At 57.2% G+C, this 24,070-nt stretch carries 23 protein-coding genes; 12 read left to right on the plus strand and 11 right to left on the minus strand.

Annotated elements, in window-relative coordinates:
• Positions 1-57 precede the first annotated feature (57 nt).
• Both hflD and purB read left to right on the plus strand, forming a co-directional pair.
• Positions 58-699, plus strand: coding sequence for a high frequency lysogenization protein HflD (gene hflD / locus HCK03_RS16580; protein ID WP_041145013.1), 642 nt, complete (start codon positions 58-60; stop codon positions 697-699).
• A gap of 3 nt (positions 700-702) precedes the next feature.
• On the plus strand, positions 703-2,073 hold the full coding sequence (purB, locus tag HCK03_RS16585; RefSeq protein WP_041145012.1) for an adenylosuccinate lyase: 1,371 nt from the start codon (positions 703-705) through the stop codon (positions 2,071-2,073).
• A gap of 6 nt (positions 2,074-2,079) precedes the next feature.
• Here purB and HCK03_RS16590 read toward each other — a convergent pair whose 3' ends face one another.
• Positions 2,080-2,997, minus strand: a complete 918-nt coding sequence (locus HCK03_RS16590) for a LysR family transcriptional regulator (protein ID WP_123551235.1) — start codon at positions 2,995-2,997, stop codon at positions 2,080-2,082.
• Positions 2,998-3,097: 100 nt separating this feature from the next.
• Between HCK03_RS16590 and HCK03_RS16595 the strand changes: the two genes are divergently transcribed.
• Both HCK03_RS16595 and HCK03_RS16600 read left to right on the plus strand, forming a co-directional pair.
• Complete coding sequence (locus HCK03_RS16595) at positions 3,098-3,409, plus strand: nuclear transport factor 2 family protein (RefSeq protein ID WP_076945233.1); 312 nt, start codon at positions 3,098-3,100, stop codon at positions 3,407-3,409.
• Positions 3,409-4,188, plus strand: a complete 780-nt coding sequence (locus HCK03_RS16600; RefSeq protein WP_167691920.1) for an SDR family oxidoreductase — start codon at positions 3,409-3,411, stop codon at positions 4,186-4,188. The genes HCK03_RS16595 and HCK03_RS16600 overlap by 1 nt, the downstream gene beginning before the upstream one ends.
• 19 nt (positions 4,189-4,207) lie before the next feature.
• Here HCK03_RS16600 and HCK03_RS16605 read toward each other — a convergent pair whose 3' ends face one another.
• On the minus strand, positions 4,208-5,422 hold the full coding sequence (locus HCK03_RS16605; RefSeq protein ID WP_167691921.1) for an MFS transporter: 1,215 nt from the start codon (positions 5,420-5,422) through the stop codon (positions 4,208-4,210).
• 116 nt (positions 5,423-5,538) lie between these two features.
• Here HCK03_RS16605 and HCK03_RS16610 point away from each other — a divergent pair, with 116 nt between their 5' ends.
• The 4 genes from HCK03_RS16610 to HCK03_RS16625 all read left to right on the plus strand — a co-directional run bounded on the left by HCK03_RS16610 (position 5,539) and on the right by HCK03_RS16625 (position 9,561).
• Complete coding sequence (locus HCK03_RS16610) at positions 5,539-5,979, plus strand: winged helix-turn-helix transcriptional regulator (protein ID WP_076945230.1); 441 nt, start codon at positions 5,539-5,541, stop codon at positions 5,977-5,979.
• Positions 5,980-6,160: 181 nt separating this feature from the next.
• Positions 6,161-6,835 (plus strand): two-component system response regulator PhoP, encoded by a 675-nt coding sequence (gene phoP, locus HCK03_RS16615; RefSeq protein WP_041145006.1) that lies wholly within the window; start codon positions 6,161-6,163, stop codon positions 6,833-6,835.
• Positions 6,832-8,298, plus strand: coding sequence for a two-component system sensor histidine kinase PhoQ (gene phoQ, locus HCK03_RS16620; protein ID WP_148250416.1), 1,467 nt, complete (start codon positions 6,832-6,834; stop codon positions 8,296-8,298). Before phoP ends, phoQ begins: the two co-directional genes overlap by 4 nt.
• Before the next feature lie 141 nt (positions 8,299-8,439).
• A complete protein-coding gene (locus HCK03_RS16625) occupies positions 8,440-9,561 on the plus strand; it encodes a ribosomal protein uL16 3-hydroxylase (RefSeq protein WP_041145004.1) in 1,122 nt (373 codons plus the stop codon).
• A 415-nt stretch (positions 9,562-9,976) separates the two neighbouring features.
• Here HCK03_RS16625 and HCK03_RS16630 read toward each other — a convergent pair whose 3' ends face one another.
• From HCK03_RS16630 to pepT, 5 genes are all read right to left on the minus strand, one after another.
• Positions 9,977-10,837, minus strand: a complete 861-nt coding sequence (locus HCK03_RS16630) for a ketose-bisphosphate aldolase (protein WP_123551230.1) — start codon at positions 10,835-10,837, stop codon at positions 9,977-9,979.
• 3 nt (positions 10,838-10,840) lie between these two features.
• On the minus strand, positions 10,841-12,253 hold the full coding sequence (locus HCK03_RS16635) for a PTS fructose transporter subunit IIC (RefSeq protein ID WP_167691922.1): 1,413 nt from the start codon (positions 12,251-12,253) through the stop codon (positions 10,841-10,843).
• 22 nt (positions 12,254-12,275) lie between these two features.
• Positions 12,276-12,749, minus strand: a complete 474-nt coding sequence (locus tag HCK03_RS16640) for a PTS sugar transporter subunit IIA (protein ID WP_041145001.1) — start codon at positions 12,747-12,749, stop codon at positions 12,276-12,278.
• A complete protein-coding gene (locus HCK03_RS16645; RefSeq protein WP_143716943.1) occupies positions 12,739-14,262 on the minus strand; it encodes a BglG family transcription antiterminator in 1,524 nt (507 codons plus the stop codon). Before HCK03_RS16645 ends, HCK03_RS16640 begins: the two co-directional genes overlap by 11 nt.
• Before the next feature lie 397 nt (positions 14,263-14,659).
• A complete protein-coding gene (gene pepT / locus HCK03_RS16650) occupies positions 14,660-15,892 on the minus strand; it encodes a peptidase T (protein ID WP_041144999.1) in 1,233 nt (410 codons plus the stop codon).
• Between the two features lie 274 nt (positions 15,893-16,166).
• Between pepT and potA the strand changes: the two genes are divergently transcribed.
• The 4 genes from potA to potD all read left to right on the plus strand — a co-directional run bounded on the left by potA (position 16,167) and on the right by potD (position 20,041).
• Entirely contained in the window at positions 16,167-17,285 is a 1,119-nt protein-coding gene (gene potA, locus HCK03_RS16655; protein ID WP_167691923.1) for a spermidine/putrescine ABC transporter ATP-binding protein PotA, read from the plus strand.
• Positions 17,269-18,126 (plus strand): spermidine/putrescine ABC transporter permease PotB, encoded by an 858-nt coding sequence (gene potB / locus HCK03_RS16660; RefSeq protein ID WP_041144997.1) that lies wholly within the window; start codon positions 17,269-17,271, stop codon positions 18,124-18,126. The genes potA and potB overlap by 17 nt, the downstream gene beginning before the upstream one ends.
• Complete coding sequence (gene potC / locus HCK03_RS16665) at positions 18,123-18,914, plus strand: spermidine/putrescine ABC transporter permease PotC (protein WP_041144996.1); 792 nt, start codon at positions 18,123-18,125, stop codon at positions 18,912-18,914. Before potB ends, potC begins: the two co-directional genes overlap by 4 nt.
• Positions 18,915-18,994: 80 nt before the next feature.
• Positions 18,995-20,041 (plus strand): spermidine/putrescine ABC transporter substrate-binding protein PotD, encoded by a 1,047-nt coding sequence (gene potD / locus HCK03_RS16670; RefSeq protein WP_167691924.1) that lies wholly within the window; start codon positions 18,995-18,997, stop codon positions 20,039-20,041.
• Here potD and HCK03_RS16675 read toward each other — a convergent pair.
• The 4 genes from HCK03_RS16675 to nagK form a co-directional block, all read right to left on the minus strand.
• Positions 20,038-21,669, minus strand: a complete 1,632-nt coding sequence (locus tag HCK03_RS16675; RefSeq protein ID WP_167691925.1) for a long-chain fatty acid--CoA ligase — start codon at positions 21,667-21,669, stop codon at positions 20,038-20,040. The two genes, potD and HCK03_RS16675, sit on opposite strands and share 4 nt — an antisense overlap.
• A gap of 106 nt (positions 21,670-21,775) precedes the next feature.
• Entirely contained in the window at positions 21,776-22,069 is a 294-nt protein-coding gene (locus HCK03_RS16680; RefSeq protein ID WP_115193145.1) for a hypothetical protein, read from the minus strand.
• A gap of 188 nt (positions 22,070-22,257) precedes the next feature.
• A complete protein-coding gene (gene cobB, locus HCK03_RS16685; RefSeq protein WP_115193146.1) occupies positions 22,258-23,082 on the minus strand; it encodes a Sir2 family NAD+-dependent deacetylase in 825 nt (274 codons plus the stop codon).
• 14 nt (positions 23,083-23,096) lie between these two features.
• On the minus strand, positions 23,097-24,008 hold the full coding sequence (nagK, locus tag HCK03_RS16690) for an N-acetylglucosamine kinase (RefSeq protein ID WP_041144991.1): 912 nt from the start codon (positions 24,006-24,008) through the stop codon (positions 23,097-23,099).
• Between the last annotated feature and the right edge of the window lie 62 nt (positions 24,009-24,070).

A 24,070-nucleotide genomic window follows, 5' to 3' on the forward strand; every position in this document is an offset into this window, starting at 1 on the left:
AGACAGTTTTTACCGCCGATAGCTGAATCCGCTACCGGCGGCTTACAAGGAGCACGTGTGGCGAAGAATTACTATGACATCACGCTGGCGCTGGCTGGCGTTTGCCAGGCAGCCCGTCTGGTTCAGCAGCTGGCGCACCAGGGGCATTGCGATAGCGACGCCCTGCACGTCTCGCTGAACAGCATCATCGACCTCAACCCGGATTCAACGCTGGCGGTGTTCGGTGGCAGTGAAGCCAATCTTCGCCTCGGGCTTGAAACCCTGCTCGGCGTCCTCAACACCGGCAGCCGTCAGGGGCTGAACGCCGAACTGACCCGCTACACCTTAAGCATGATGGTGCTTGAACGTAAGCTTGCGGCAGGTAAAGGCGCCATGGATACCCTTGGCAACCGCATCGCCGGCCTGCACCGCCAGCTGGAACATTTCGATCTGCAGTCTGAAACCCTGCTCAGCGCCATGGCGGGCATCTACGTAGACGTTATCAGCCCGCTGGGACCGCGCATCCAGGTCACCGGTTCTCCCGCCGTGCTGCAAAGCCCGCAGGTGCAGGCGAAGGTTCGCGCCTCGCTGCTGGCCGGCATCCGCGCGGCGGTGCTGTGGAACCAGGTTGGCGGTGGACGTCTGCAGCTCATGTTTTCTCGTAATCGTCTGGTTAACCAGGCAAAACAAATTCTTGCTCATTTAACCCCGGAGTTATGATCTATGGAATTATCCTCACTGACCGCCGTTTCCCCTGTCGATGGACGCTACGGCGATAAAGTCAGCGCGCTGCGCGGTATCTTCAGCGAATTCGGTTTGCTGAAGTTCCGTGTTCAGGTAGAAGTACGCTGGCTGCAAAAACTAGCCGCGCACGCAGCGATCAAGGAAGTTCCTGCTTTTGCTGCTGACGCAATCGGTTTCCTTGATAAAATCGTTGCTGATTTCAGCGTAGAAGATGCGCAGCGTATCAAAACCATCGAGCGCACCACTAACCACGACGTGAAAGCGGTAGAGTATTTCCTCAAGGAAAAAGTGGCCGACGTTGCCGAACTGCACGCGGTTTCCGAATTTATTCACTTCGCCTGCACCTCCGAGGACATCAACAACCTGTCCCACGCGCTGATGCTGAAAACCGCTCGCGACGAAGTGATCCTGCCCTACTGGCGCCAGATGATTGACGCGGTAAAAAATCTCGCCACGCAGTACCGCGACGTGCCGCTGCTCTCCCGTACTCACGGCCAGCCGGCGACGCCGTCCACCATGGGTAAAGAGATGGCTAACGTCGCTTACCGCATGGAGCGTCAGTACCGTCAGCTGAACCAGGTCGAGATCCTCGGCAAAATTAACGGCGCGGTCGGCAACTATAACGCCCACATCGTCGCCTATCCGGAAGTGGACTGGCACCAGTTCAGCGAAGAGTTTGTCACCTCCCTGGGTATTCAGTGGAACCCGTACACCACGCAGATCGAGCCGCACGACTATATCGCCGAGCTGTTCGACTGCATGGCGCGCTTCAACACCATCCTGATCGATTTCGATCGCGACGTGTGGGGCTACATCGCGCTCAACCACTTCAAGCAGAAGACCATCGCCGGTGAAATCGGCTCTTCCACCATGCCGCACAAGGTCAACCCTATCGACTTCGAAAACTCCGAAGGCAACCTGGGCCTGGCTAACGCCATGATGCAGCACCTGGCAAGCAAGCTGCCGGTCTCCCGCTGGCAGCGCGACCTGACCGACTCCACCGTCCTGCGCAACCTCGGCGTCGGTATCGGCTACTCCCTGATCGCCTATCAGTCCACCCTGAAAGGCATCAGCAAGCTGGAGCTGAACGGCGATCGCCTGCTCGACGAGCTGGATCACAACTGGGAAGTCCTGGCCGAGCCGATTCAGACCGTGATGCGCCGCTACGGGATCGAGAAGCCGTACGAAAAGCTGAAAGAGCTGACCCGCGGCAAGCGCGTAGATGCCGAAGGCATGCAGCAGTTCATTGACAGCCTGCCGCTGCCGGAAGACGAAAAAGTGCGCCTCAAGGCCATGACGCCGGCCAACTATATCGGCCGCGCGACCACCATGGTTGACGAGCTGAAGTAAGCCCCGCTACCCTCTTCCCGCAGGGGAAGAGGGTTTTGCCACCTCGCGCGCCAGCGCCAAAAAAGCGGTCAGTCCGGCAGACGGATTGCGCCGACCGGGATAGTAAAGACACAGCCCCGGAAACGGCGGCGTCCAGTCCGACAGCAGCCGAACCAGTCGCCCTGCGGCAATGTCATCCATCACGTTTTGCTCCAGAAAAAAACCGATCCCGACGTTTTCAAGCACCGCAGCGCGGGCCAGCGAGGCCTCGTCCAGCGTTAGCGGGCCATCGATCTGCGGATGGACCACCTCCCCCTGCTTTTCCAGATGCCAGCGATAGAGAGAGCCGTCCGGCAGCCGCACGCGAATGCACGGATGATTTTGCAGATCTGCCGGCTCGCGCGGCGCCTCGCGGTTGGCCAGATAGCCCGGGGAGGCGACCACCGCATAGCGCTGCGGCTGCCCGAGGGAGAGGGCGATCATGTCATTGGGTATCAAATGGGCGACGCGGACTCCGATATCAAAACCCTCGGCGACGATATCTATCAGCCGCCCCTCCGTCACCAGATCGACGTGCATCTCCGGATAGCGCCGCAGGAACTCCAGCACCAGCGGCGTCAGAATCGCGCGCCCGGCAAACGGCGGCGCGTTAATCCGCAGCACGCCCGACGGGGTCTCCCGCCGCGAACGCACCTCCGTCAGCGCGTCGTGAACGCCCTGCAGCGAGGGGCCCATGCGCGCGATGAACAGCTGCCCGGCATCGGTTAACGCCACGCTGCGCGAGGTGCGATTAAATAGCCGCACGCCGAGGCTGGCCTCAAATTTGGCAACGGCATGGCTCAGCGCGGTGGTGGACACCCCGAGTTCAATGGCCGCCGCCCGAAACGTTCCCCGGCGAGCAATCGCCATCACAGCATCTAAATCAGTGAGCGCAATACGCGACATTATCCCGATTCCTTCATTGTGGCATCCCGGTTGGACCCAATTGTTTAAATTATAAAGAGTTCTTACAGTAAGCAGGTCATTTAATTACCGGAGTTTACCGATGAATATACCCGCAGCCGTCCAGCTTTTTTTTACCGCCCACGATGAAGATTCGATTGCCGAAGCGTTCACCGCCGACGCCGTGGTCCGCGATGAGGGTCATACCTACCGCGGGCGTCAGGCCATTCGGGCATGGCGGATCGCGGCAAGAGCGCAATATCAGTTCGTTGCCGAGCCCTTCGAAGCGCTGAGCCAGGACGATATCGTGACGGTACGCGCCAGGGTGAGCGGTAATTTCCCCGGCAGCCCGGTGGTGCTCGACTACCGCTTTCAGCTGGCGGATGCGCGCATCGCCCGCCTGGAGATTAAATAATGGCTGACTTTCTGACCTTCAGCGGCAAACGCGTTCTCATCACCTCCGGAACCAAAGGCGCCGGCGCCGCCACCGTCGCGCTGTTCAGCCAGCTCGGCGCGCGGGTGCTCGCCTGCGCCCGCCATTCGCCCGCCGTCCCCTCAGAGGCGCTCTTTGTCAAAGCCGATCTGAGCGACGAGGCGGGCTGCGCCCTGCTGGCAAAGCGCGTACAGGAGCAGCTGGGTGGCGTCGATATTATCGTGCATATGCTGGGAGGCTCTTCCGCGCCGGCGGGCGGGTTTGCCGCACTCGATGACGCGCAGTGGCAGCGGGAGCTGGCGCTTAATCTGTTTCCGGCGGTGCGCCTCGATCGGCTCCTGCTGCCTGAAATGCTCGAAAGGCGGTCCGGGGTGATTATTCACGTCTCCTCCATCCAGCGGACCCTGCCGCTGCCGGAAGCGACCACCGCCTACGCCGCCGCCAAGGCCGCGCTGTCGGTGTACAGCAAAAGCCTCTCCAAAGAGGTTTCGCCGGCAGGCGTGCGCGTGCTTAGCGTATCCCCCGGCTGGATTGAAACCGAAGCCGCCGTCGGCTTAGCCAACCGGCTGGCGGCGCAGGCGGGTACTGACTACGCTGGCGGACAAAAGATCATTATGGACGCCCTCGGCGGCATTCCGCTCGGCCGCCCCTGCCGGCCAGATGAGATAGCTAATCTGATCGCCTTCCTGGCCTCCGAGCGCGCCAGCGCCATCACCGGCGCCGAGTACGTTATTGACGGCGGCACCATCCCAACCGTCTAAGCTCAGCGCGCGTGGCGGCCTATTTGCCGGAGGCCACGCGGCGGGTCGCAAACCAGAACATGAGCGCCAGCAGGCTGACGACAGACCCCAGCAGGCACACCCCCTGCCATCCGGCGGCGGCGTATACCGCCGTCGTAGCGGCGGCGCCCAGGCCGCTGCCGGCGGCATAAAACAGCATATAGAGGCCCACCAGTCGGCCGTGGGCTTCCGGCCGGGTGCGAAAAATCATACTCTGATTGGTCACGTGTAGCGCCTGGCCGCCCAGATCCAGCAGCACGATGCCAATAAGCAGCGCCACCGGCGACCACGCCATCAGCGCGAGCGGCCACCAGGCGAGCAGCAGGATCACCAGCGCCGCGGCGCTGGTGCGCTGCCCGTAGCCCCTGTCGGCCCACTTCCCGGCACGTCCGGCGGCCAGCGCCCCGATAACCCCCACCAGCCCCAGAGCGCCGATAGCGGTATGGGAATAGCTATAGGGCGGCGCGCTCAGCGGCAGCACCAGCGCGCACCAGAAGATATTGAAGGCGGCAAACATCAGCAGCGCCAGCACGCCGCGAACCTGGAGTATTTTCTCCTGACGCAGCAGCGTCAGCATCGATGCCAGCAGCTGGGGATAGCTCAGCGGACTCCTTGCCGCCGCCAGCGCCGGCAGCCGTCGCCAGAGCGGCAGGGCAATACCCAGCATCAGCAGCGCGGCAAAGAGATAAACCCCGCGCCAGCCGACGAGGTCGCTGATGCCGCCGGAGAATACCCGCGCCAGCAGCAGGCCGATAAACACCCCGCTCTGCGCGGCGCCGACCACCCGCCCCTGCTCGTGCGTCCCGGCGGCGCTGGCGGCATAGGCAATCAGCCCCTGGGTCATCGCGGTGCCCAGCAGGCCTACCGCCAGCATGCTGACCAGCAGCATAAGCGCCGACGTTGCGGCGCTGACCGCCACCAGCGCGGCGATCAGCAGGATCAGCTGCGCGCCCATCAGCCGACGGCGATTTAGCCGATCGCCAAGCGGCACCAGCAGCAATAGCGCCAGCGCGCAGCCGATCTGGGTCGCCGTTACCACGCCGCCGACGGAGGCGTCGCTGATAGCAAACTCCCTCCCCAGGGCATCGAGCAGCGGCTGGGCGTAATAGACGTTTGCGACGCTCAGGCCGCTGCCGATAGCGAACAGCCAGACCAGGCCTGCGGGCATAGCCGCGACCGGGTCAGCGGGTGCCAGGGATGCAATGGATGCCTTCATGATTCTCTGCCTCACTAATCTGGTTTCAAAATAAAACCACTTGAAGGCTAGAGCATGTGGTTTTAAAATGCAACTACATTGCATCACGCCGAGGAGCGCGCATCGCGCGGCACAACATGATGAAAAACGAAACCTGTCCCGTCGCCCGCAGCGTGGATATTATCGGCGACCGCTGGTCGCTGCTGATCGTGCGCGACGCTTTTGATGGCATGAGCCGGTTTAGCGACTTTCAGCGCAGCCTGGGAATGGCGCGCAATATTCTCTCCGATCGCCTGCAAAAGCTGGTTGCCGCCGGTATCCTCAGAACCCAGGCCGCCTCGGACGGCACCGCGTATCAGGAGTATGTCCTGACGGAAAAGGGAGAGCGCCTGTTTCCCCTCGTGGTCGCGCTGCGTCAGTGGGGGGAGCGCTATCTTTTCGCCAGCGGCGAGCCACATTCCGTCCTGATCGATAAACGCACGCTGCAGGCGGTTCCGCCCATGGCGCCGACGGCCGAAGACGGCGCCCCGCTGTTGCCTTCGGCGACCGAGGTCCGCAAGGTGCAGGCGGACGGATAGCGGCCGGCGCCGCGCGTTTAAATATTCCGCCCGCTTATCAATGACCTGCTGCGAAAATAGCGGCCCAGCGAGAAAGCACGGGGAAAAATAATTGAAATTCGTTATTTAACAGCCGTTTATATTCAACGTGTATAATTAGCGCTAAACTATTCAAATCAAATAATGAATATGGAGAAGCGGCATGCGCGTACTCGTGGTTGAAGATAACGCTTTACTGCGCCATCACCTGAAAGTTCAGCTTCAGGAGTTAGGCCACCAGGTCGATGCGGCGGAAGATGCAAAAGAGGCCGACTACTATCTCGGCGAACACGTGCCGGATATCGCCATTGTCGACCTCGGCCTGCCGGATGAAGACGGCCTGTCGCTGATCCGCCGCTGGCGCAGCCACGAGGTGTCGGTGCCGGTACTGGTGCTCACCGCCCGCGAAGGCTGGCAGGATAAGGTCGAGGTGCTGAGCGCCGGTGCGGACGACTACGTCACCAAACCCTTCCATATCGAAGAGGTCGCCGCCCGCATGCAGGCCCTGCTGCGCCGCAACAGCGGCCTGGCGTCGCAGGTTATCTCCCTGCCGCCTTTCCAGGTCGACCTGTCGCGGCGCGAGCTGTCGGTCAACGAGCAGCCGATTAAGCTGACGGCGTTTGAGTACACCATTATGGAAACGCTGATCCGCAACCGCGGCAAAGTGGTCAGCAAAGATTCGCTGATGCTGCAGCTCTATCCTGACGCCGAGCTGCGCGAAAGCCACACTATCGACGTGCTGATGGGGCGTCTGCGCAAAAAAATCCAGGCTCAGCATCCGCACGACGTGATTACCACGGTGCGCGGCCAGGGCTATCTGTTCGAACTGCGCGGATGAAGGGTCCGCTACGGCATATTTTGCCGCTTTCCCTGCGCGTCCGCTTTCTGCTGGCGACGGCGGCCGTGGTGCTGGTGCTCTCGCTGGCCTACGGCATGGTCGCGCTGGTCGGCTATAGCGTCAGCTTCGATAAAACCACCTTCCGCCTGCTGCGCGGCGAAAGCAATTTGTTCTATATGCTGGCGAAGTGGGAAAACAACCGCATCGACGTTGATATCCCCGAAAATCTCAATATGCAGAGCCCGACGGTCACCCTTATCTACGACGCTAACGGCAAGCTGCTGTGGACTCAGCACGACGTCCCGTGGCTGACCAAACGTATTCAGCCGGAGTGGCTGAAGAGCAACGGCTTCCACGAAATTGAATCCGACGTCGACAGCACCAGCATGCTGCTGCGCAATAACCATGAGGTGCAGGAGGAGCTGGACGCGCTGCGCCAGCAGGACGATGGTTCTGAGATGACCCACTCGGTGGCTATCAATATCTATCCGGCAACCGACAAGATGCCACAGCTGAGCATCGTGGTGGTCGACACTATCCCGGTGGAGCTCAAACGCTCCTATATGGTGTGGAGCTGGTTTATCTACGTCCTGGTCGCCAACCTGCTGCTGGTGATTCCGCTGCTGTGGGTCGCCGCGTGGTGGAGCCTGCGGCCCATCGAATCGCTGGCTAAAGAGGTCCGCGAGCTGGAAGAGCACCACCGCGAAATGCTCAACCCGAATACCACCCGGGAGCTGACGCGGCTGGTCAGCAACCTGAACCGCCTGCTGAAAAGCGAGCGCGAGCGCTACGACAAGTACCGCACGACGCTGACCGATCTCACCCACAGCCTGAAAACGCCGCTGGCGGTGATGCAGAGCACCCTGCGCTCGCTGCGCAGCGAAAAGATTGACGTCAACGCCGCGGAGCCGGTAATGCTCGAGCAGATCAGCCGCATCTCGCAGCAGATTGGCTACTACCTGCACCGCGCCAGTATGCGCAGCGGCGGAACCCTGCTCAGCCGCGAGCTGCATCCTATTGCCCCGCTGCTCGACAGCCTCACCTCGGCGCTGAATAAGGTTTATCAGCGCAAAGGGGTCAACATCACCCTCGATATCTCGCCCGAAATTAGCTTCGTCGGCGAACAGAACGACTTTATGGAGGTGATGGGTAACGTGCTGGATAACGCCTGTAAATACTGCCTGGAGTTTGTTGAAGTCTCCGTCCGCCAGGCGAACGATAACTACCTGCATATTCTGGTCGAAGACGACGGCCCGGGGATCCCGCACGGCCAGCGGAGCGTGGTGTTCGATCGCGGACAGCGCGCCGATACGCTGCGTCCAGGCCAGGGCGTAGGCCTCGCCGTCGCCCGCGATATCGTCGAGCAGTACGATGGCGATATTCTTACCGGCGACAGCCTGCTCGGCGGCGCCTGTATGGAGGTGGTTTTCGGCCGCCAGCTGCCCGACGAGAGCGAAGGCTAACCGCCCTTCTCCCCTAATGACGCCTGCGTCCTGCGGGCGTCGCGGATCTCTGTGACCAGACGAACAAACGCTGCCAACAAAGAGGCAGTTTGAGGGATGGCGTGTATAATCCCAAACAGACACCTGCTGTGGAATATAAAAATGGATTATCAATTAACGCTTAACTGGCCTGACTTTATCGAACGCTACTGGCAAAAACGCCCGGTGGTATTAAAGCGGGGCTTTGCCAATTTCGTCGATCCCATTAGCCCGGATGAGCTGGCCGGACTGGCGATGGAAAACGAAGTCGATAGCCGCCTGGTCAGCCATCAGGACGGAAAATGGCAGGTCAGCCACGGCCCGTTTGAAAGCTACGATCACCTGAGCGAGAACAACTGGTCGCTGCTGGTGCAGGCGGTCAACAACTGGCACGAGCCGACGGCGGCGCTGATGCACCCGTTCCGCGCCCTGCCGGACTGGCGTATCGACGATCTGATGATCTCCTTCTCGGTTCCCGGCGGCGGCGTAGGCCCGCATCTCGATCAGTACGACGTGTTTATTATTCAGGGAACCGGACGCCGCCGCTGGCGCGTGGGCGACAAGGTGCCGATGAAGCAGCACTGCCCGCATCCGGATCTGCTGCAGGTTGACCCGTTCGAGGCGATCATCGATGAAGAGATGGAGCCGGGCGATATCCTTTATATTCCGCCGGGATTCCCGCACGAAGGCTATTCGCTGGAAAACTCGCTGAACTATTCCGTGGGCTACCGCGCGCCGAACGCCCGCGAGCTGTTCAGCGGCTTTGCCGACTATATCCTGCAGCGCGAGCTCGGCAGCCAGCGCTACGCCGATCCTGACGTACCGTCGCGCGAGCATCCGGCGGATATTTTACCCGTCGAGCTGGATCGCCTGCGCGAGATGATGCTGGAGCTGATTAACCAGCCTGAGCATTTCAAACAGTGGTATGGCGAGTTTATTACCCAGTCCCGTCACGAGCTGGACGTGGCCCCTGCGGAACCGCCGTATCAGCCGGATGAAATTTACGACGCGCTGCAGCAGGGCGACAAGCTGGTGAGGCTCGGCGGGCTGCGCGTGGTGCGCATTGACGGCGAAGTGTTCGTCAACGGCGAGAGGATTAACTCCCCGCATCGTCCGGCGCTGGATGCGCTGGCCATGCACCTGGCGCTCAACGCGGAGCACTTCGGCGATGCGCTGGAAGATCCGTCGTTCCTCGCGATGCTGGCGGCGCTGGTCAACAGCGGCTACTGGTTCTTCGAAGACTAAGCTAGCTTTCCCGGCCTGCGGGCCGGAATATGAGCTCCCTGCGTCCTTGGTTCGATTCCGAGCTCGGGGCACCAGACATTCAGAAACGGACGCTCTTTGGCGTCCGTTTTGCTTTATGAAGTCAACATGTTATCCCGTTCTTCATGTTCACTACTGTTCCTTGACATACACTGGCAGCCACCGCTTTTTGTTGGTAAAAAGTTGGTAAACTCAGTTCGGTGAGTTTTTTACCGACATCTACCTTACCGGAGGCCCGCCATACGCTTAACGGATATTGCAGTAAAAAACGCCAGGCCATCAGAACAGCCAACCAAAATTTCCGTTTGCCTTCGCTTTCCCGCTTAACCTGTTTTACCTGAGCCAGTCTGAGCCAGGGAGAATGAGAGCGATGCCGCCCTCATCCCCGTTCTGGTCGTTAAGCGTAAAGTGATGCTTTGCCTACAGACGAAAACAGACGCATTTTGTGTGCGACGACTTCTCGAGCCGCAGCCATCGGCTTGAGAAACAGCGCATTTGGCTCATGGCTGTTACCTTTGAGCTCCTCTTCCAGCGCCACAAAGAATGCCTTTTTCATATCGCTGGAAATATTGATTTTACCCACGCCAAATTGAATAGATTCGGCGACTTCGCTGTCCTTATTGCCGGAACCGCCGTGCAACACTAGTGGGATATTCAGACGCTGACGGATTTCCTGCAAACGTTCAATATCGAGCTTAGGTTGCATCCCCACAGGATAAAGTCCGTGAGAGGTACCAATCGCCACCGCAAGCGTGTCGACTCCAGTTTCAGCAACAAAACGTTCTGCCTGCGCGGGATCGGTATAGAGGATCTCGCTGTGTCCGCCCTCTGCACTACCCAGGGCGACACCGATGGTACCCAATTCTGCTTCAACGGAAACGTTCACCGTATGAGCGACTTCGACGACGCGTCGGGTAATTTCAATATTATCTTCTAGCGGTACTGCGGAGGCATCGATCATCACTGAGGTATAGCCAGTGCGGATCGCCCGCATAATATGTTCAAACGTCTGCCCGTGATCCTGATGAATAACGACCGGCACCGTGGCGGTTATCGCCAGTTCCCGCAAATAACCGATGAATGCATCCCCCACAAACTCATGTTCATCCGGGTGGATTTCAAGAATAACCGGTGAGCGCTGCGCTTCGGCAACCTCAATAACCAACCGGGCAAATTCCGCCGAGGCGATATTAAATGCGCCTACCCCAAATTGGTTTTCCTGTGCAACGCGCAGCAGATCTTTCATATTTATCAACATGGTTTAATTCTCCAGAACAGTTTGTGGAGCGTCTTTTTTAATAAAGCGCAGAATGAGGGCGGTCAAAATTGCACCTGCAAGAATGGCAAAGAGATAGCCCAGTACATTGGTAATAACATTGGGAATAAACATCACGAACACACCACCGTGCGGTGCTCGAGAGGCGCAGCCCAGCGCCATTGAAAGCGCCCCCGCCAGACCAGAACCCGCGACGATTGCGGGGATCACTCTCAGGGGATCGGCAACGGCGTAAGGGATTGCACCTTCAGTAATGAATGAAAGACCCAGCACATAAGTGACTTTGCCCGTTTCTCTCTCCTGTTCAGTGAATTTGCTTTTAAATAAGGTGGTTGCCAGGGCGATGCCCAGCGGTGGCACCATGCCCGCCGCCATACATGCGGCAATGGGCTCATAGATACCGGTGGACATTAAGCCAATGGCGAACATACATACCGTTTTGTTTAACGGCCCGCCCATATCAAAGGCAACCATCATGCCCATCATCAAACCCATAATTGCCGCATTGGTATTCCCCATATTGGCGAGGAAAGCCGTCAGGGCTTCGAGAAGCAGTTTGATCGGTTCGCCAATCACCAGAATCATCAATGCGCCGGTGATAAAAACGCTTAGCAGAGGGACTATCAGAATAGGCTTCAGGCCTGCGATAGCTTTAGGCAGGTTGATATACTTCACGATAGCAAAGGTGACGTATCCGGCCATAAATCCGGCAAGTAGCGCCCCCAGGAAGCCTGAACCGGTATGAATGGCCAGCATCCCTCCTACCGCGCCGGAGACAATTCCGGCGTTGCCGCTAATTGATTTACTGATCCCCAATGATAGGATCGGCAGCATCAGTGCAAATGCTGCTCCCCCACCAATATCGGAAAGCATTTTAGCGAGGGGGCTGAAATGCGGATCTCCCGGAGTGGCGGCTGTAATACCGAACGAAAAGCTCAAGGCAATCAATATCCCTCCCGCAACGACGAAGGGGATCATCAAATTAACGCCAGTGATCAAATGGACGTAAATTTGCGATAGTAATGTTGATTTATCTCCCGCTGTAGTAGGTTCATTGGCAGATTTCGCATCGCGGCTTTCCATCAACTCAGGCGCTAAATTACCTGAGACAATATCTTGTAATAATCCTGATGCATCTTTAGCTGCACGGGTGACTGAAACCCGAATGATTTTTTTACCTGTGAAGCGGGACATGTCGATAATTTTATCTGCGGCAATCAGAACAATATCCGCCAATTTAATATCATCGACAGTAAATATATATTCACTTTCTACAGCGCCCTGCGTTTCAACCAGTAGATTGAGGCCCATCTTCTTTGCATGTTTTTTTAAATTAGCTTCTGCAAGGTACGTGTGAGCAACGCCTGTTGGACAGGCCGTTATGGCTATAATGTTCAAGATATCTCTCCTGGGAAAGTTATTATTCTTCAGTATTGTTAACAATCAAACCGTATAGTTCCTCTTGTGAATTAGCATTAAGTAATTTTTCGACAGTGTCATCATCACCAAGAGCAATAGAAATTTTGGCGAGGACACGAATATGTCCGGCACCGCTATCAGCATCTTTTACGGCAAAAAGAATGACGAGTTTGACATCCGTGCTGTCCATCGTTTCCCAATCAACGGTATGCTTTAATTTCGCCACGGCGATACGTGTCTCTCTGACCCACGGTGATTTTCCATGAGGAATCGCAATTTGATTTTCGAAACCGGTAGAGCCTAATTCCTCACGGGCCAGAACATCCTGAATAAACCCTTTTTTATCACTTATCGCTCCTGCTGAGCACAGTCGATCGGTCATTTTTTCAATAACATCAAGTTTGGTATTGGCGACCAGGTCAGTCAGCACGCACTCTTTACTAAGTAGATCAGAGATGACAATCTTATCTAACATCATAATTCTCCTTAATATTTATATTCAGGTCTGACCCAAGACACTCAGTCACGCGGATAATATCTTTGGTTGAGAACAGGGCCGAAACATAAGCGATTGGCAGATTAATATCGTCGAGACGAATGGTGGAAATGATAAGGTCGCAAGCTTTCTGCTCCAGCGTTTCTTTCAGACGGGCACCTGGCACAATATCTACGATGTCCCACTCCGGAAATGCCCGTTTAATTCGGCTATACAATAGTTGTGAGGTACCAATGCCGCTGGAACAGACAAGAATAATCTTCTTGCTAATTTTTATTTTCTCAATGGCGGCCTGAATATAAACGGTCAGGTATGCGACTTCGTCGTCTGAGGCAGAGAGAAGCGCCTGCTGTGTATTGATTTTTTCGACCGTTGCCTTGACCGATGTGAAGACGGAAGTCAGCTCCTGTTTAATCTCTTCCAGTAATGGATTATGGATGGTAATGCCATAGGCTAGCCGGTTAAGCATCGGTTTGATATGTGATATCAGGGCACTTTTGAGAGTGGGGTCGTACGACAGATCGATAGCCAGCGACGCCGAAATCTCTTGTATAAGCTGTTCCACGTAATGAGTCGCCTCGTGGTTGCTATGCAGGTTTTCATCCGGCGGAGCGAGAGTGGAGTGAACTCCTGAAGAGACAATATACTGATAGATATAGCTCACTTCGATTGTCGGCAGTGAGGTGCTGTATTCTGTTTCCAGCCACTGGATGGCCTTCTCCGCAATATGCCACTCTTTATTCTCGGCGCGTACGTAATCATCATCGCAATGATCGCGAAAATGATTTTTAGCCCGTCGAATGGTGACTAAAAGATGTGAGAATAAATTGGTATAATACGGCTCACTAATTGAGGATTGCAGGTCCTCTTCGATGAGTGAAATCAGCGTCATGCAATTAGCGACATTTTTCTTGCCAAATTCCTTGATGAGCTGTACGCGTGAAAAGCGGTCGATACGGCTATCGGTCATCTGGTAATTATTGAGTACGCTATAAGTAATAATATCTTTTAAGGCTATGCGAATATTAAAATCATTACCTTCAATATAGGTTCCGGTATGATTTCTTATCATCGTTAGATTAAAAGACGCTACCCATGCCTCCACCTTTTTTAAGTCAACAACAATAGATGAACGACTAATGAAATATTTTTCTGCAAGCGCATTGATGGAGAGTGGAGCCGGAGAATGAGTTAATAAATCGGTGGCAATTCCGATAAGCCGTTTGCTTTTTAATATTTCCTGAATAGAACCATCACCGGAGTTGTGCGGCCGAGTGAGTACTTTAGTACCGACAAGTTTGAGGCCTAACCCAGGTTTGCTGTCAATGCGGTTCCCTTTATAACGATAGAAAGCATTGACAGTGTCGATATCTCTACGCAACGTGCTGACCGAAACATTTAAAATTTCAGCCGCGTGATTCGTTGCCAACCATTCATTTTCGTTAGCCAACAAGTTAATCAGGTTAATTTGTCTTTGATTCAGCACGCTCATTATCAACATCCTGGTGGAGATATGGGGCTTCTTTAATGTTAGTTATAGCAATGCAGGGAAAAAACTAAAATACCAAAGGATGAACAGAATAGGGTCATAAAGGTGAACAGATGTTGTGACGTGAGTCGTTTATTTGGAGAGAGGAGTCAGGCCCAAAGCCTCCAGTTAATCTTCTTGCCCCTCACGGTAGCAGTGGTGATAATTGATTTTATCGCTTTGAACTTGCCACGAGCGAGGTAGGCAGCGAAAGTCGACTTGCCTTCACCGCCTTTTGGGGAAATAACGGATATAATTTTCGCAGTTTGTACGTCCACTCGGATAACGTACAAACGCACTCATACATCCGGTTAATGCCTGCTAAGTGGTCGCGATGCCGGCAGCCCGGTTCAGCCGGGCGCTACTGCGCGCCCCGCTTTGCCGTCAGTTCGGCTATCCGCACGATAACCTGTACCGCCTTCTCCATCCCTTCCAGCGTCACGAACTCATGCTTGCCGTGGTAGTTATAGCCGCCGGTAAACAGGTTCGGGCAGGGCAAGCCCATAAAAGAGAGCTGCGCCCCGTCGGTGCCGCCGCGAATGGGCTTCATTTCCGGTTCGATATGGCAATCGACCATCGCCTGACGGGCAATCTCCACGACGTGCGGATGGGCGATCACTTTTTCATGCATGTTGTAGTAGCTGTCTTCAATTACCAGCTCGATATAGCAGTCCGGATGCAGCCCTTTGCCGACCTTTTTGGCGATCTCCATCATCCTGCGCTTGCGGGCTTCAAACTGCTTGCGGTCAAAATCGCGGATAATATAGTGCATCTCGGCGCGGTCAACGCTGCCCTTGATAGTCGACAGATGGTAAAAGCCTTCATAGCCTTCGGTGGTTTCCGGCGCTTCATCGGCCGGGACTTCGGCATGAATTCTTGCCGCCAGCGACAGGGCGTTAACCATCACCCCTTTGGCGGTGCCGGGGTGAACGTTATTGCCGACGATTTTAATGGTCACCGAGGCGGCATTGAAGTTCTCAAACTCCAGCTCGCCGACGCCGCCGCCGTCAACGGTGTAGGCCCAGCGCGCGTCGAAGGCGGCAACGTCAAAGTGCTTCGCCCCTTTCCCCACCTCTTCGTCGGGAGTAAACGCCACGCGGATATCGCCGTGGGGAATATTTTTCGCCTGCAGCGTCGCCAGCGCGGTCATAATTTCGGCAATGCCGGCCTTATCGTCCGCGCCGAGCAGCGTTTTGCCATCGGTGGTGATCAGCGTTTGCCCCAGCAGCTGATGCAGCACCGGGAACATCACCGGCGAGAGCACCTCGTCGCCGATGCCGAGGGCGATATCGCCGCCGCGGTAGTTTTCGACAATTTGCGGGCTGACGTGCTTGCCGCTGAAGTCAGGCGCGGTATCGACGTGGGAGATAAAGCCAATGGGCGGAATATCCCCCGCCACGTTCGCGGCCAGGGTTCCCATCACCGTCCCTTTCTCGCTTAGCGTCACGTTAACCAGCCCCATTTCTTCCAGCTGCGCCTGCAGCAGGCGCAACAACTTCCACTGCCCTTCCGTGCTCGGAACCTGACGCACGCCGGCCTTCGACTGCGTGTCTAAAGAAACGTACTGTAAAAAACGCTCAAGCAATTTATCCATGTGGCCACCCTCATCTTTTGTGACAACATTATTGATAAGCCCGAAAAGACAAATATTGCGTCAGGTCATTTTTAACCCGGCAAACAGGAATTTAATACATTAACTCGCGTAATGTTGTAAAGGTAAGCTATCTGCAGGCGACAAGGATTGGCGATCGGTAACCTTTGCCGTAGAATGCTTGCCCTTATTAATTATGTGCAGCCCCAAAGGTGGTTAACCACAAACCCCGCATCGGTAAGCCTTCCGCTGCGTCTACACGGGACAGAGTCAAAAATTGAATATACAACCGCGTTCACGTTCTCCGCTGGTTCAGCTGGCGGGAATTGGTAAAAGCTTTGATGGCAAAACGGTTATCGCCGATCTGAATCTGACCATCAATAACGGTGAGTTTCTCACTCTGCTTGGCCCTTCTGGCTGCGGTAAAACAACCGTTCTCCGCCTTATTGCCGGGCTGGAAAATGTCGATTGCGGACACATTCATCTCGAAGAGCACGATATCACCCACGTTCCGGCGGAAAACCGTCACGTCAATACCGTCTTTCAAAGCTACGCCCTGTTCCCGCATATGACGGTATTCGAAAACGTCGCCTTCGGCCTGCGGATGCAAAAAACGCCGGCGGCGCAGATAGCGCCCCGCGTCGTCGACGCCCTGCGCATGGTGCAGCTGGAGGAGTTTGCCCAGCGCAAGCCACACCAGCTCTCCGGCGGCCAGCAGCAGCGCGTAGCCATTGCCAGAGCGGTGGTCAACAAACCGCGCCTGCTGCTGCTCGATGAATCCCTCTCGGCGCTGGACTACAAGCTGCGCAAGCAGATGCAAAACGAGCTCAAAGCGCTCCAGCGCAAGCTCGGCATCACCTTCGTCTTCGTCACCCACGATCAGGAAGAGGCGCTGACGATGTCCGACCGCATCGTGGTGATGCGCGATGGCAAAATTGAGCAGGACGGCACCCCGCGCGAAATTTACGAAGAGCCGAAGAACCTGTTTGTTGCCAGCTTTATCGGCGAGATCAATATCTTTAGCGCGACGGTGATTGAGCGCCTCGACGAGCAGCGCGTTCGCGCCTGCGTTGAAGGCCGTGAATGCAATATCTACGTTAACTTTGCCGTTGAGCAGGGGCAGTCGCTGAACGTCATGCTGCGTCCTGAGGATCTGCGCGTCGATGAGGTTCACGACGCCAGCGAAGCCGATGGCCTGATAGGCTATATCCGCGAGCGCAATTACAAAGGCATGACCTTCGAATCGGTGGTCGAACTGGAAAACGGCAAAATGGTGCTGGTCAGCGAATTCTTTAACGAGGACGATCCCGACTTTGACCACCCGCTTGACCAGAAAATGGCCATCAACTGGGTCGAGAGCTGGGAGGTTGTACTGGCTAATGAAGAACACCAGTAAATTCCAAAATGTGGTGATTGCCACCATCGTCGGCTGGCTGGTGCTGTTTGTTTTCCTGCCCAACCTGATGATTATCGGCACCAGCTTTTTGACCCGCGACGACGCTAACTTCGTCAAATTGGTCTTTACGCTGGATAACTATGCGCGCCTGCTGGATCCGCTCTATTACGCCGTGCTGCTGCACTCGCTGAATATGGCGCTGATAGCGACGCTCGCCTGCCTGCTGCTCGGCTACCCTTTTGCCTGGTTTCTCGCCAGGCTGCCGGAAAAGGTCCGTCCGCTGCTGCTGTTTCTGCTGATCGTCCCGTTCTGGACCAACTCGCTGATCCGCATCTATGGGCTGAAAATCTTTCTCAGCACCAAGGGCTACCTCAACGAGTTTCTGCTGTGGCTGGGGGTTATTGAGACGCCTCTGCGCATCATGTACACCCCGTCGGCGGTGATTATCGGCCTGGTCTACATTCTGCTGCCGTTTATGGTGATGCCGCTCTACTCCAGCATTGAGAAGCTGGATCGCCCGCTGCTGGAAGCGGCGAAGGACCTCGGCGCCAGCCGGCTGCAAACCTTTATCCGCATTATCATCCCGCTGACCATGCCGGGGATTATCGCCGGCTGCCTGCTGGTGATGCTGCCGGCGATGGGGCTCTTCTACGTCTCCGACCTGATGGGCGGCGCGAAGAACCTGCTGATCGGCAACGTCATTAAGAGCCAGTTCCTCAATATTCGCGACTGGCCGTTTGGCGCGGCCACCAGCATTACGTTAACCCTCGTGATGGGCCTGATGCTGCTGATTTACTGGCGCGCGGCAAGGCTGCTTAACAACAAGGTGGAGCTGGAATGATCGGTCGACTGCTGCGCGGCGGTTTTATGACCGCCATTTACGCGTATCTCTATATTCCCATTATTATTCTGATCGTTAACTCGTTTAACAGTTCGCGCTTCGGCATCAGCTGGCAGGGGTTTACCACCCATTGGTATAGCCTGCTGATGAACAACGACAGCCTGCTGCAGGCCGCGCAGCACTCGCTCACCATGGCGGTGCTGTCGGCGACCTTTGCCACCCTGATCGGTTCGCTGACCGCCGTTGCGCTCTACCGCTATCGCTTTCGCGGTAAGCCCTTCGTCAGCGGAATGCTGTTTGTGGTGATGATGTCGCCGGATATCGTGATGGCGATCTCCCTGCTGGTGCTGTTTATGCTGATTGGCATTCAGCTGGGCTTCTGGTCGCTGCTGTTCTCGCATATCACCTTCTGCCTGCCTTTCGTGGTGGTGACGGTGTTTTCGCGGCTCAAGGGGTTCGACGTGCGGATGCTGGAAGCCGCGAAGGATCTCGGCGCCAGCGAGTTAACCATTTTGCGCAAGATAATCCTGCCGCTGGCGCTGCCGGCGGTGGCGGCGGGATGGCTGCTGAGCTTTACGCTATCGATGGATGACGTCGTGGTGTCATCGTTCGTCACCGGACCGGGCTATGAAATACTGCCGCTGAAGATCTACTCGATGGTCAAAGTGGGCGTGTCGCCGGAGGTGAACGCGCTGGCAACCATCCTGCTGATTCTGTCGCTGGTGATGGTTGTCGCCAGCCAGCTCATTGCCCGCGACGGCACCAAAGGCTCACCCAAACGGGCCTGATTACTGCAGCCGGTTCGGGCCTCGTCCCGGACCGGCAACTACCATAGCCTGCTGAACAGGCTTAAACCAGGGGACGTTAAATGAAAAAATGGTCACGCCACCTGCTCGCAGCGGGTGCTCTGGCAGTCGGGATGAGCGCCGCGCACGCGGACGATAGCAAAACGCTTTATTTCTATAACTGGACCGAATACGTGCCGCCGGGGCTGCTGGAACAGTTCACCAAAGAGACCGGGATCAAGGTTATCTATTCGACCTACGAGTCGAATGAAACCATGTACGCCAAGCTCAAAACCTATAAAGACGGCGCCTATGACCTGGTGGTGCCGTCGACCTATTTCGTCGATAAGATGCGCAAAGAGGGCATGCTGCAGAAGATCGATAAGAGCAAGCTAAACAATTTCAGCAACCTCGATCCGCAGATGCTGAATAAGCCGTTCGACCCGAATAACGACTACTCCATTCCCTATATCTGGGGCGCAACGGCGATCGGCGTAAACAGCGACGCCATCGACCCGAAAACCGTGACCAGCTGGGCCGACCTGTGGAAGCCCGAGTACAAAAGCAGCCTGCTGCTGACCGACGATGCCCGGGAAGTGTTCCAGATTGCGCTGCGCAAGCTGGGCTACTCCGGCAACACCACCGATCCGAAAGAGATTGCCGCCGCGTATAACGAACTGAAAAAGCTGATGCCAAACGTCGCGGCGTTCAATTCCGATAACCCGGCGAATCCGTATATGGAAGGGGAAGTGAATCTCGGCATGGTATGGAACGGCTCGGCGTTCGTCGCTCGCCAGGCCGGGACGCCGCTGGAGGTGGTATGGCCGAAAGAAGGCGGCATCTTCTGGATGGATAGCCTGTCGATTCCGGCCAATGCCAAAAACGTCGACGGCGCGCTGAAGCTTATCAACTTCCTGCTGCGCCCGGACGTCGCCAAACAGGTTGCCGAGACCATCGGCTATCCGACGCCGAACCTCGCCGCGCGCCGGATGCTCAGCCCGAGCGTTGCCAACGATAAGTCGCTCTACCCGGATGCGGAAACCATCCAGAAAGGCGAATGGCAGAACGACGTCGGCAGCGCCAGCACCCTGTACGAAGAGTATTATCAAAAGCTTAAGGCCGGTCGTTAATCCCGCGGCTCGCGCATCAGTATCTGGCCGAATTCGGCCCGCAGCTGATTCTTCAGGACCTTGCCGGTGGCGCTCACCGGCAGGGCATCAATGAAAACGATGCGGTCCGGTACCTGCCATTTCGGCACCCGCTGCTGGTACCACGCCAGCAGCGCCTGCTCCTCGACCTCTCCCCCTTCCGCCCTGACGCACAGCAGCACCGGACGCTCATCCCAGCGCGGATGCTGCGCGGCAATCGCCGCCGCGCTGCGAATGGCCGGGTGGGCAAGGGCAATATTTTCCAGCTCCACCGTTGAGATCCACTCCCCGCCGGACTTGATAATGTCTTTGGCCCGATCCTGAATCGTCAGATAGCCGTTCGCATCGACGGTGCCGATATCGCCGGTATCAAACCAGCCGTCGTCGGTGAGCGCCGTTTCGCTGCGACCAAAGTAGCTGGCCACCACCCAGTGACCGCGGACCTGCAGATACCCGCGGCTTTCGCCATCGTCGGGCAGCGGCTCTCCGTCAACGTCCACCACCCGCAGATCGATGCCAAAGATAGCCCTTCCCTGCCCCTCGGCCACCCGCTGGCGCTGCGCCTCGGTCAGCGCCTGATGTTTACCCAACGGCGTATTGATGGTGCCGATGGGTGACGTTTCGGTCATCCCCCAGGCGTGGATCAGCTCGATACCGTAGTCGCGGCGAAACGCCTCCGCCATCGAGGGAGGCAGCGCGGAACCGCCGACGAACGAGCGTTTAAAACAGGGCAGGCGGATATCCGATTTACGCAGCGCCGCCAGCAGCCCGGCCCAAATCACCGGCACGCCAAAGGCCACGCTGACCCGCTCGGCGCTCAGCAGCCGCAGCAGGCTCTCGCCGTCGAGATGCGGCCCCGGCAGCACCAGCCGCGCCCCGACCATCGCGGCGATAAACGGCGTTCCCCAGGCGTTGACGTGAAACATCGGCACCACTGGCAGTAGGGAGTCGCAGGCGGAGATCCCGGCGGCATCGGGCTGATTGCCGCTCAGCGCGTGCAGCACCAGCGAACGATGGGTATTGAGCACCCCTTTGGGTTTCCCCGTGGTGCCCGAGGTGTAGCACAGCGATGCGGGAGTGATTTCGCTCAGCGCCGGCCAGTCGTAGCCGGGATCCCCTGAGGCCAGCAGCTCATCGTAAAACAGCAGCGAATCGAGCTCGCTGAGCGCCTCTTCGCTGCGGGCTTCCATCAGCACAAAGTAGCGCACGGTGGTCAGATGGGGCCGCAGCTGGCGCAGCAGCGGCAGGAAGGTGGCGTCAAAAAACAGCACCTGATCCTCGGCGTCGTTGATGATAAACGTCAGGTGCTCAATCGACAGCCGCGGGTTGAGGGTATGGGTAACCCGCCCTCCCGAGCCGATGGCGAAATAGATCTCCAGATGACGGCGATTATTCCACGCCAGAGTAGCACAGCGGGCGCCGGCGGGGATGCCCAGCCGATCGACGGCAGACGCCAGGCGGCGCGCGTTATCCGCCACCGCTCCCCAGCTGCTGTACTCCCTCTCCCCGCTCGTGGATACGGAGACGATTTCGCTATCGGCATGATAGCGCGCCGCGTGATTGATTAACGTTCCGGTGGTTAAATCCTGATACATCATCGATGGGTGCATGGCAGCTTCTCCGCGGCGTCAGCGCGCTTTTCGGGCAAAAAAAGCGCCGATACGGGCGCCTTAGGGGATGATGCAAATTTTCTGGATTCGGTTTCGCGGCCAGCGATCAGGCGCGCACGGGATGCGCCCGCGATTTAATCAGCGCATCTTCCACGTCAAAATCGCTCAGCGGGTAGTTCGTCGCCACCATATAGAAGCGGCCATCCTGGGCTGGATATTCGTGGACGTTGTAATTCACCGTTCGCGGCTGGGTGCCGGAGGCTTCTTCAGCAGGGGAATGGGCATGATTCGCCAGCGGGTATTTCGAACGAACTTCAAGACGGTGGGTTTTAACGCCGCTGTAGATCTCGCCGTGATGTTCATCCCCGAGGATCAGGTAGTCAAAATACTCTGTGCGCATGCTTACACTCCCTTTCTGTTGCAAGAATGTAAGAAGATGTCATAAAAGAGCACGCAATACTGTTTTACCTGTCACATCATCGTATCAATTCCACAACCTCAGACGATAATGCCGGGAGCGCCGGGCGGCAATACGCCGGAGGGCGCTACCCGGTAACGCCCTCCGGCCCTGAGATCCGCGTCGCGCGATCAGAGATCTTTGAGCAGCTGGTCGATAAACTCCGGTACCACCTGGCTTGCGAGGCCATAGCGTTTTTCGGCAAACTCGCTGCCCACCTGGCTCGGCTCAAGGTTGAGCTCAACCGTATGCGCCCCCTGCAGGCGGGCCTCGTGAACGAAGCCCGCCGCCGGATAGACGTGCCCGGAAGTGCCGATAGCGATGAAAATATCGGCATCGGCCAGCGCGCTGTAAATGTCGTCCATTCCCAGCGGCATCTCGCCAAACCAGACCACGTGCGGGCGCAGCGGCGCCGGGAACTGGCAGCAGTGGCACTTGTCGTCCACGTTGACGTCCCCGGTCCACTCCAGCACCTGTCCGCTCCACGAACAGCGCACCTTCAGCAGCTCGCCGTGCATATGGATAACCCGGCGGTTGCCGGCGCGCTCGTGCAGGTTGTCGATATTCTGCGTCACCAGCACAAAACGATCCCCCAGCGCCTCTTCCAGCCGCGCCAGCGCCAGATGCGCGGCGTTAGGGGCGATATCCTGCCCCTGCAGCTGACGACGGCGGGCGTTGTAAAACGCCTGCACCAGCGCGGGATCGCGGGCAAAGCCTTCCGGCGTCGCCACGTCTTCCACCCGATGTTCTTCCCACAGGCCGTCGGCCGCGCGGAAGGTTTTAATCCCCGACTCAGCGGAAATGCCTGCGCCGGTGAGCACCACTACCCTGGGTTTTTCCATCGTTTCCGGAGCCACCTTATCCTCTTTAAAGAAAATTCGCTGACGCAGTCGCTCGCGCAGGCGTCGTTTATTGCGGCGAAAACGGCTCAATCGATGTAAGCGGCGCGACAACATAGCTACCTCTGTGATTAATCAGTCAAATGAAGGAAGGCCGCACCGCGCATTCCTCCCGCATCGCCGTGGCGCGCCCGCTCAATCCGAGGCACCCGGGCAACGGGAAGTAAGTGACGCGGCAGGCGCTGCGCCAGCCCTTCGGTTATTGCAGTAAAGTTAGACAATCCTCCGCCAACTACCAGCAGATCCGGGTCAACGATGGTTAAAATATTCCCCAGACACACCGCCAGCAGGTCAAGATAACGCTCGACGTGGGCGCGCGCTTTTTCATCGCCCTGCTGCCACAGCGCGACGATTTCGGGTGAGGTCAGGGATTGGTGATAAAAGTGCTGGTACAGCCAGGCAAAGCCGCGGCCGGAAAGGTAGTTTTCGATGCAGCCCAGCTGGCCGCAGCCGCAGCGAGTTAGCGGAAAGTCACGCCCCACCACCTCCAGGGCATCCACCGGCAGGCGGATATGGCCAAATTCGCCGGTGATATAGCTATGTCCGGTAATCGATTTGCCGTTGAGGATCAGGCCGCCGCCTACGCCGGTGCCAAGAATCAGCCCCATCACCAGCGGATAGCGGGTAAACTCGTCGTCCCAGGCTTCTGAGAGCGCAAAACAGTTGGCGTCGTTATCCAGACGCACTTCACGCCCCAGCCGGGCGCTAAGGTCGGCGCGCAGCGGTTTACCGCTGGCGGCAGGCACGTTGGCGGCGTACAGAGTGCCGTCCGCGGTCTCCGGCATTCCCGGAATGCCGATCCCGACCGAGCCCTGGCAATCGAAGCGGGCGTCCGCCTCAAGCACCAGCGCCTCTACCGCCTGGAGAAAATCTTCATAACTGTCCTGCGGAGTGGCGACGCGCTTTTCCCACTGCAGCCGCCGCTCCTTGTTAAATACGCCCAACGCAATCTTGCTGCCGCCAATGTCAAATCCGTAATACATTTCAGCAATTCCTCTTTCTAACCCTGCGCTTCACCTTGCAAAATGAAGCGCATTAGCGGGTC

Source organism: Klebsiella terrigena, assembly GCF_012029655.1.
Lineage (GTDB): Bacteria > Pseudomonadota > Gammaproteobacteria > Enterobacterales > Enterobacteriaceae > Klebsiella > Klebsiella terrigena.

Excerpts from the sequence above, each read along its gene's own strand:
- potD (WP_167691924.1), top strand. The coding sequence starts at position 18,995 with ATGAAAAAATGGTCACGCCACCTGCTCGCAGCGGGTGCTCTGGCAGTC.
- pepT (WP_041144999.1), bottom strand. The coding sequence starts at position 15,892 with ATGGATAAATTGCTTGAGCGTTTTTTACAGTACGTTTCTTTAGACACG.
- HCK03_RS16645 (WP_143716943.1), bottom strand. The coding sequence starts at position 14,262 with ATGAGCGTGCTGAATCAAAGACAAATTAACCTGATTAACTTGTTGGCT.
- potC (WP_041144996.1), top strand. The coding sequence starts at position 18,123 with ATGATCGGTCGACTGCTGCGCGGCGGTTTTATGACCGCCATTTACGCG.
- HCK03_RS16605 (WP_167691921.1), bottom strand. The coding sequence starts at position 5,422 with ATGAAGGCATCCATTGCATCCCTGGCACCCGCTGACCCGGTCGCGGCT.
- HCK03_RS16625 (WP_041145004.1), top strand. The coding sequence starts at position 8,440 with ATGGATTATCAATTAACGCTTAACTGGCCTGACTTTATCGAACGCTAC.
- HCK03_RS16630 (WP_123551230.1), bottom strand. The coding sequence starts at position 10,837 with ATGTTGATAAATATGAAAGATCTGCTGCGCGTTGCACAGGAAAACCAA.
- HCK03_RS16610 (WP_076945230.1), top strand. The coding sequence starts at position 5,539 with ATGATGAAAAACGAAACCTGTCCCGTCGCCCGCAGCGTGGATATTATC.
- phoQ (WP_148250416.1), top strand. The coding sequence starts at position 6,832 with ATGAAGGGTCCGCTACGGCATATTTTGCCGCTTTCCCTGCGCGTCCGC.
- HCK03_RS16675 (WP_167691925.1), bottom strand. The coding sequence starts at position 21,669 with ATGCACCCATCGATGATGTATCAGGATTTAACCACCGGAACGTTAATC.
- purB (WP_041145012.1), top strand. The coding sequence starts at position 703 with ATGGAATTATCCTCACTGACCGCCGTTTCCCCTGTCGATGGACGCTAC.
- HCK03_RS16640 (WP_041145001.1), bottom strand. The coding sequence starts at position 12,749 with ATGTTAGATAAGATTGTCATCTCTGATCTACTTAGTAAAGAGTGCGTG.
- HCK03_RS16600 (WP_167691920.1), top strand. The coding sequence starts at position 3,409 with ATGGCTGACTTTCTGACCTTCAGCGGCAAACGCGTTCTCATCACCTCC.
- HCK03_RS16595 (WP_076945233.1), top strand. The coding sequence starts at position 3,098 with ATGAATATACCCGCAGCCGTCCAGCTTTTTTTTACCGCCCACGATGAA.
- cobB (WP_115193146.1), bottom strand. The coding sequence starts at position 23,082 with ATGTTGTCGCGCCGCTTACATCGATTGAGCCGTTTTCGCCGCAATAAA.
- HCK03_RS16590 (WP_123551235.1), bottom strand. The coding sequence starts at position 2,997 with ATGTCGCGTATTGCGCTCACTGATTTAGATGCTGTGATGGCGATTGCT.
- HCK03_RS16680 (WP_115193145.1), bottom strand. The coding sequence starts at position 22,069 with ATGCGCACAGAGTATTTTGACTACCTGATCCTCGGGGATGAACATCAC.
- phoP (WP_041145006.1), top strand. The coding sequence starts at position 6,161 with ATGCGCGTACTCGTGGTTGAAGATAACGCTTTACTGCGCCATCACCTG.
- potB (WP_041144997.1), top strand. The coding sequence starts at position 17,269 with ATGAAGAACACCAGTAAATTCCAAAATGTGGTGATTGCCACCATCGTC.
- nagK (WP_041144991.1), bottom strand. The coding sequence starts at position 24,008 with ATGTATTACGGATTTGACATTGGCGGCAGCAAGATTGCGTTGGGCGTA.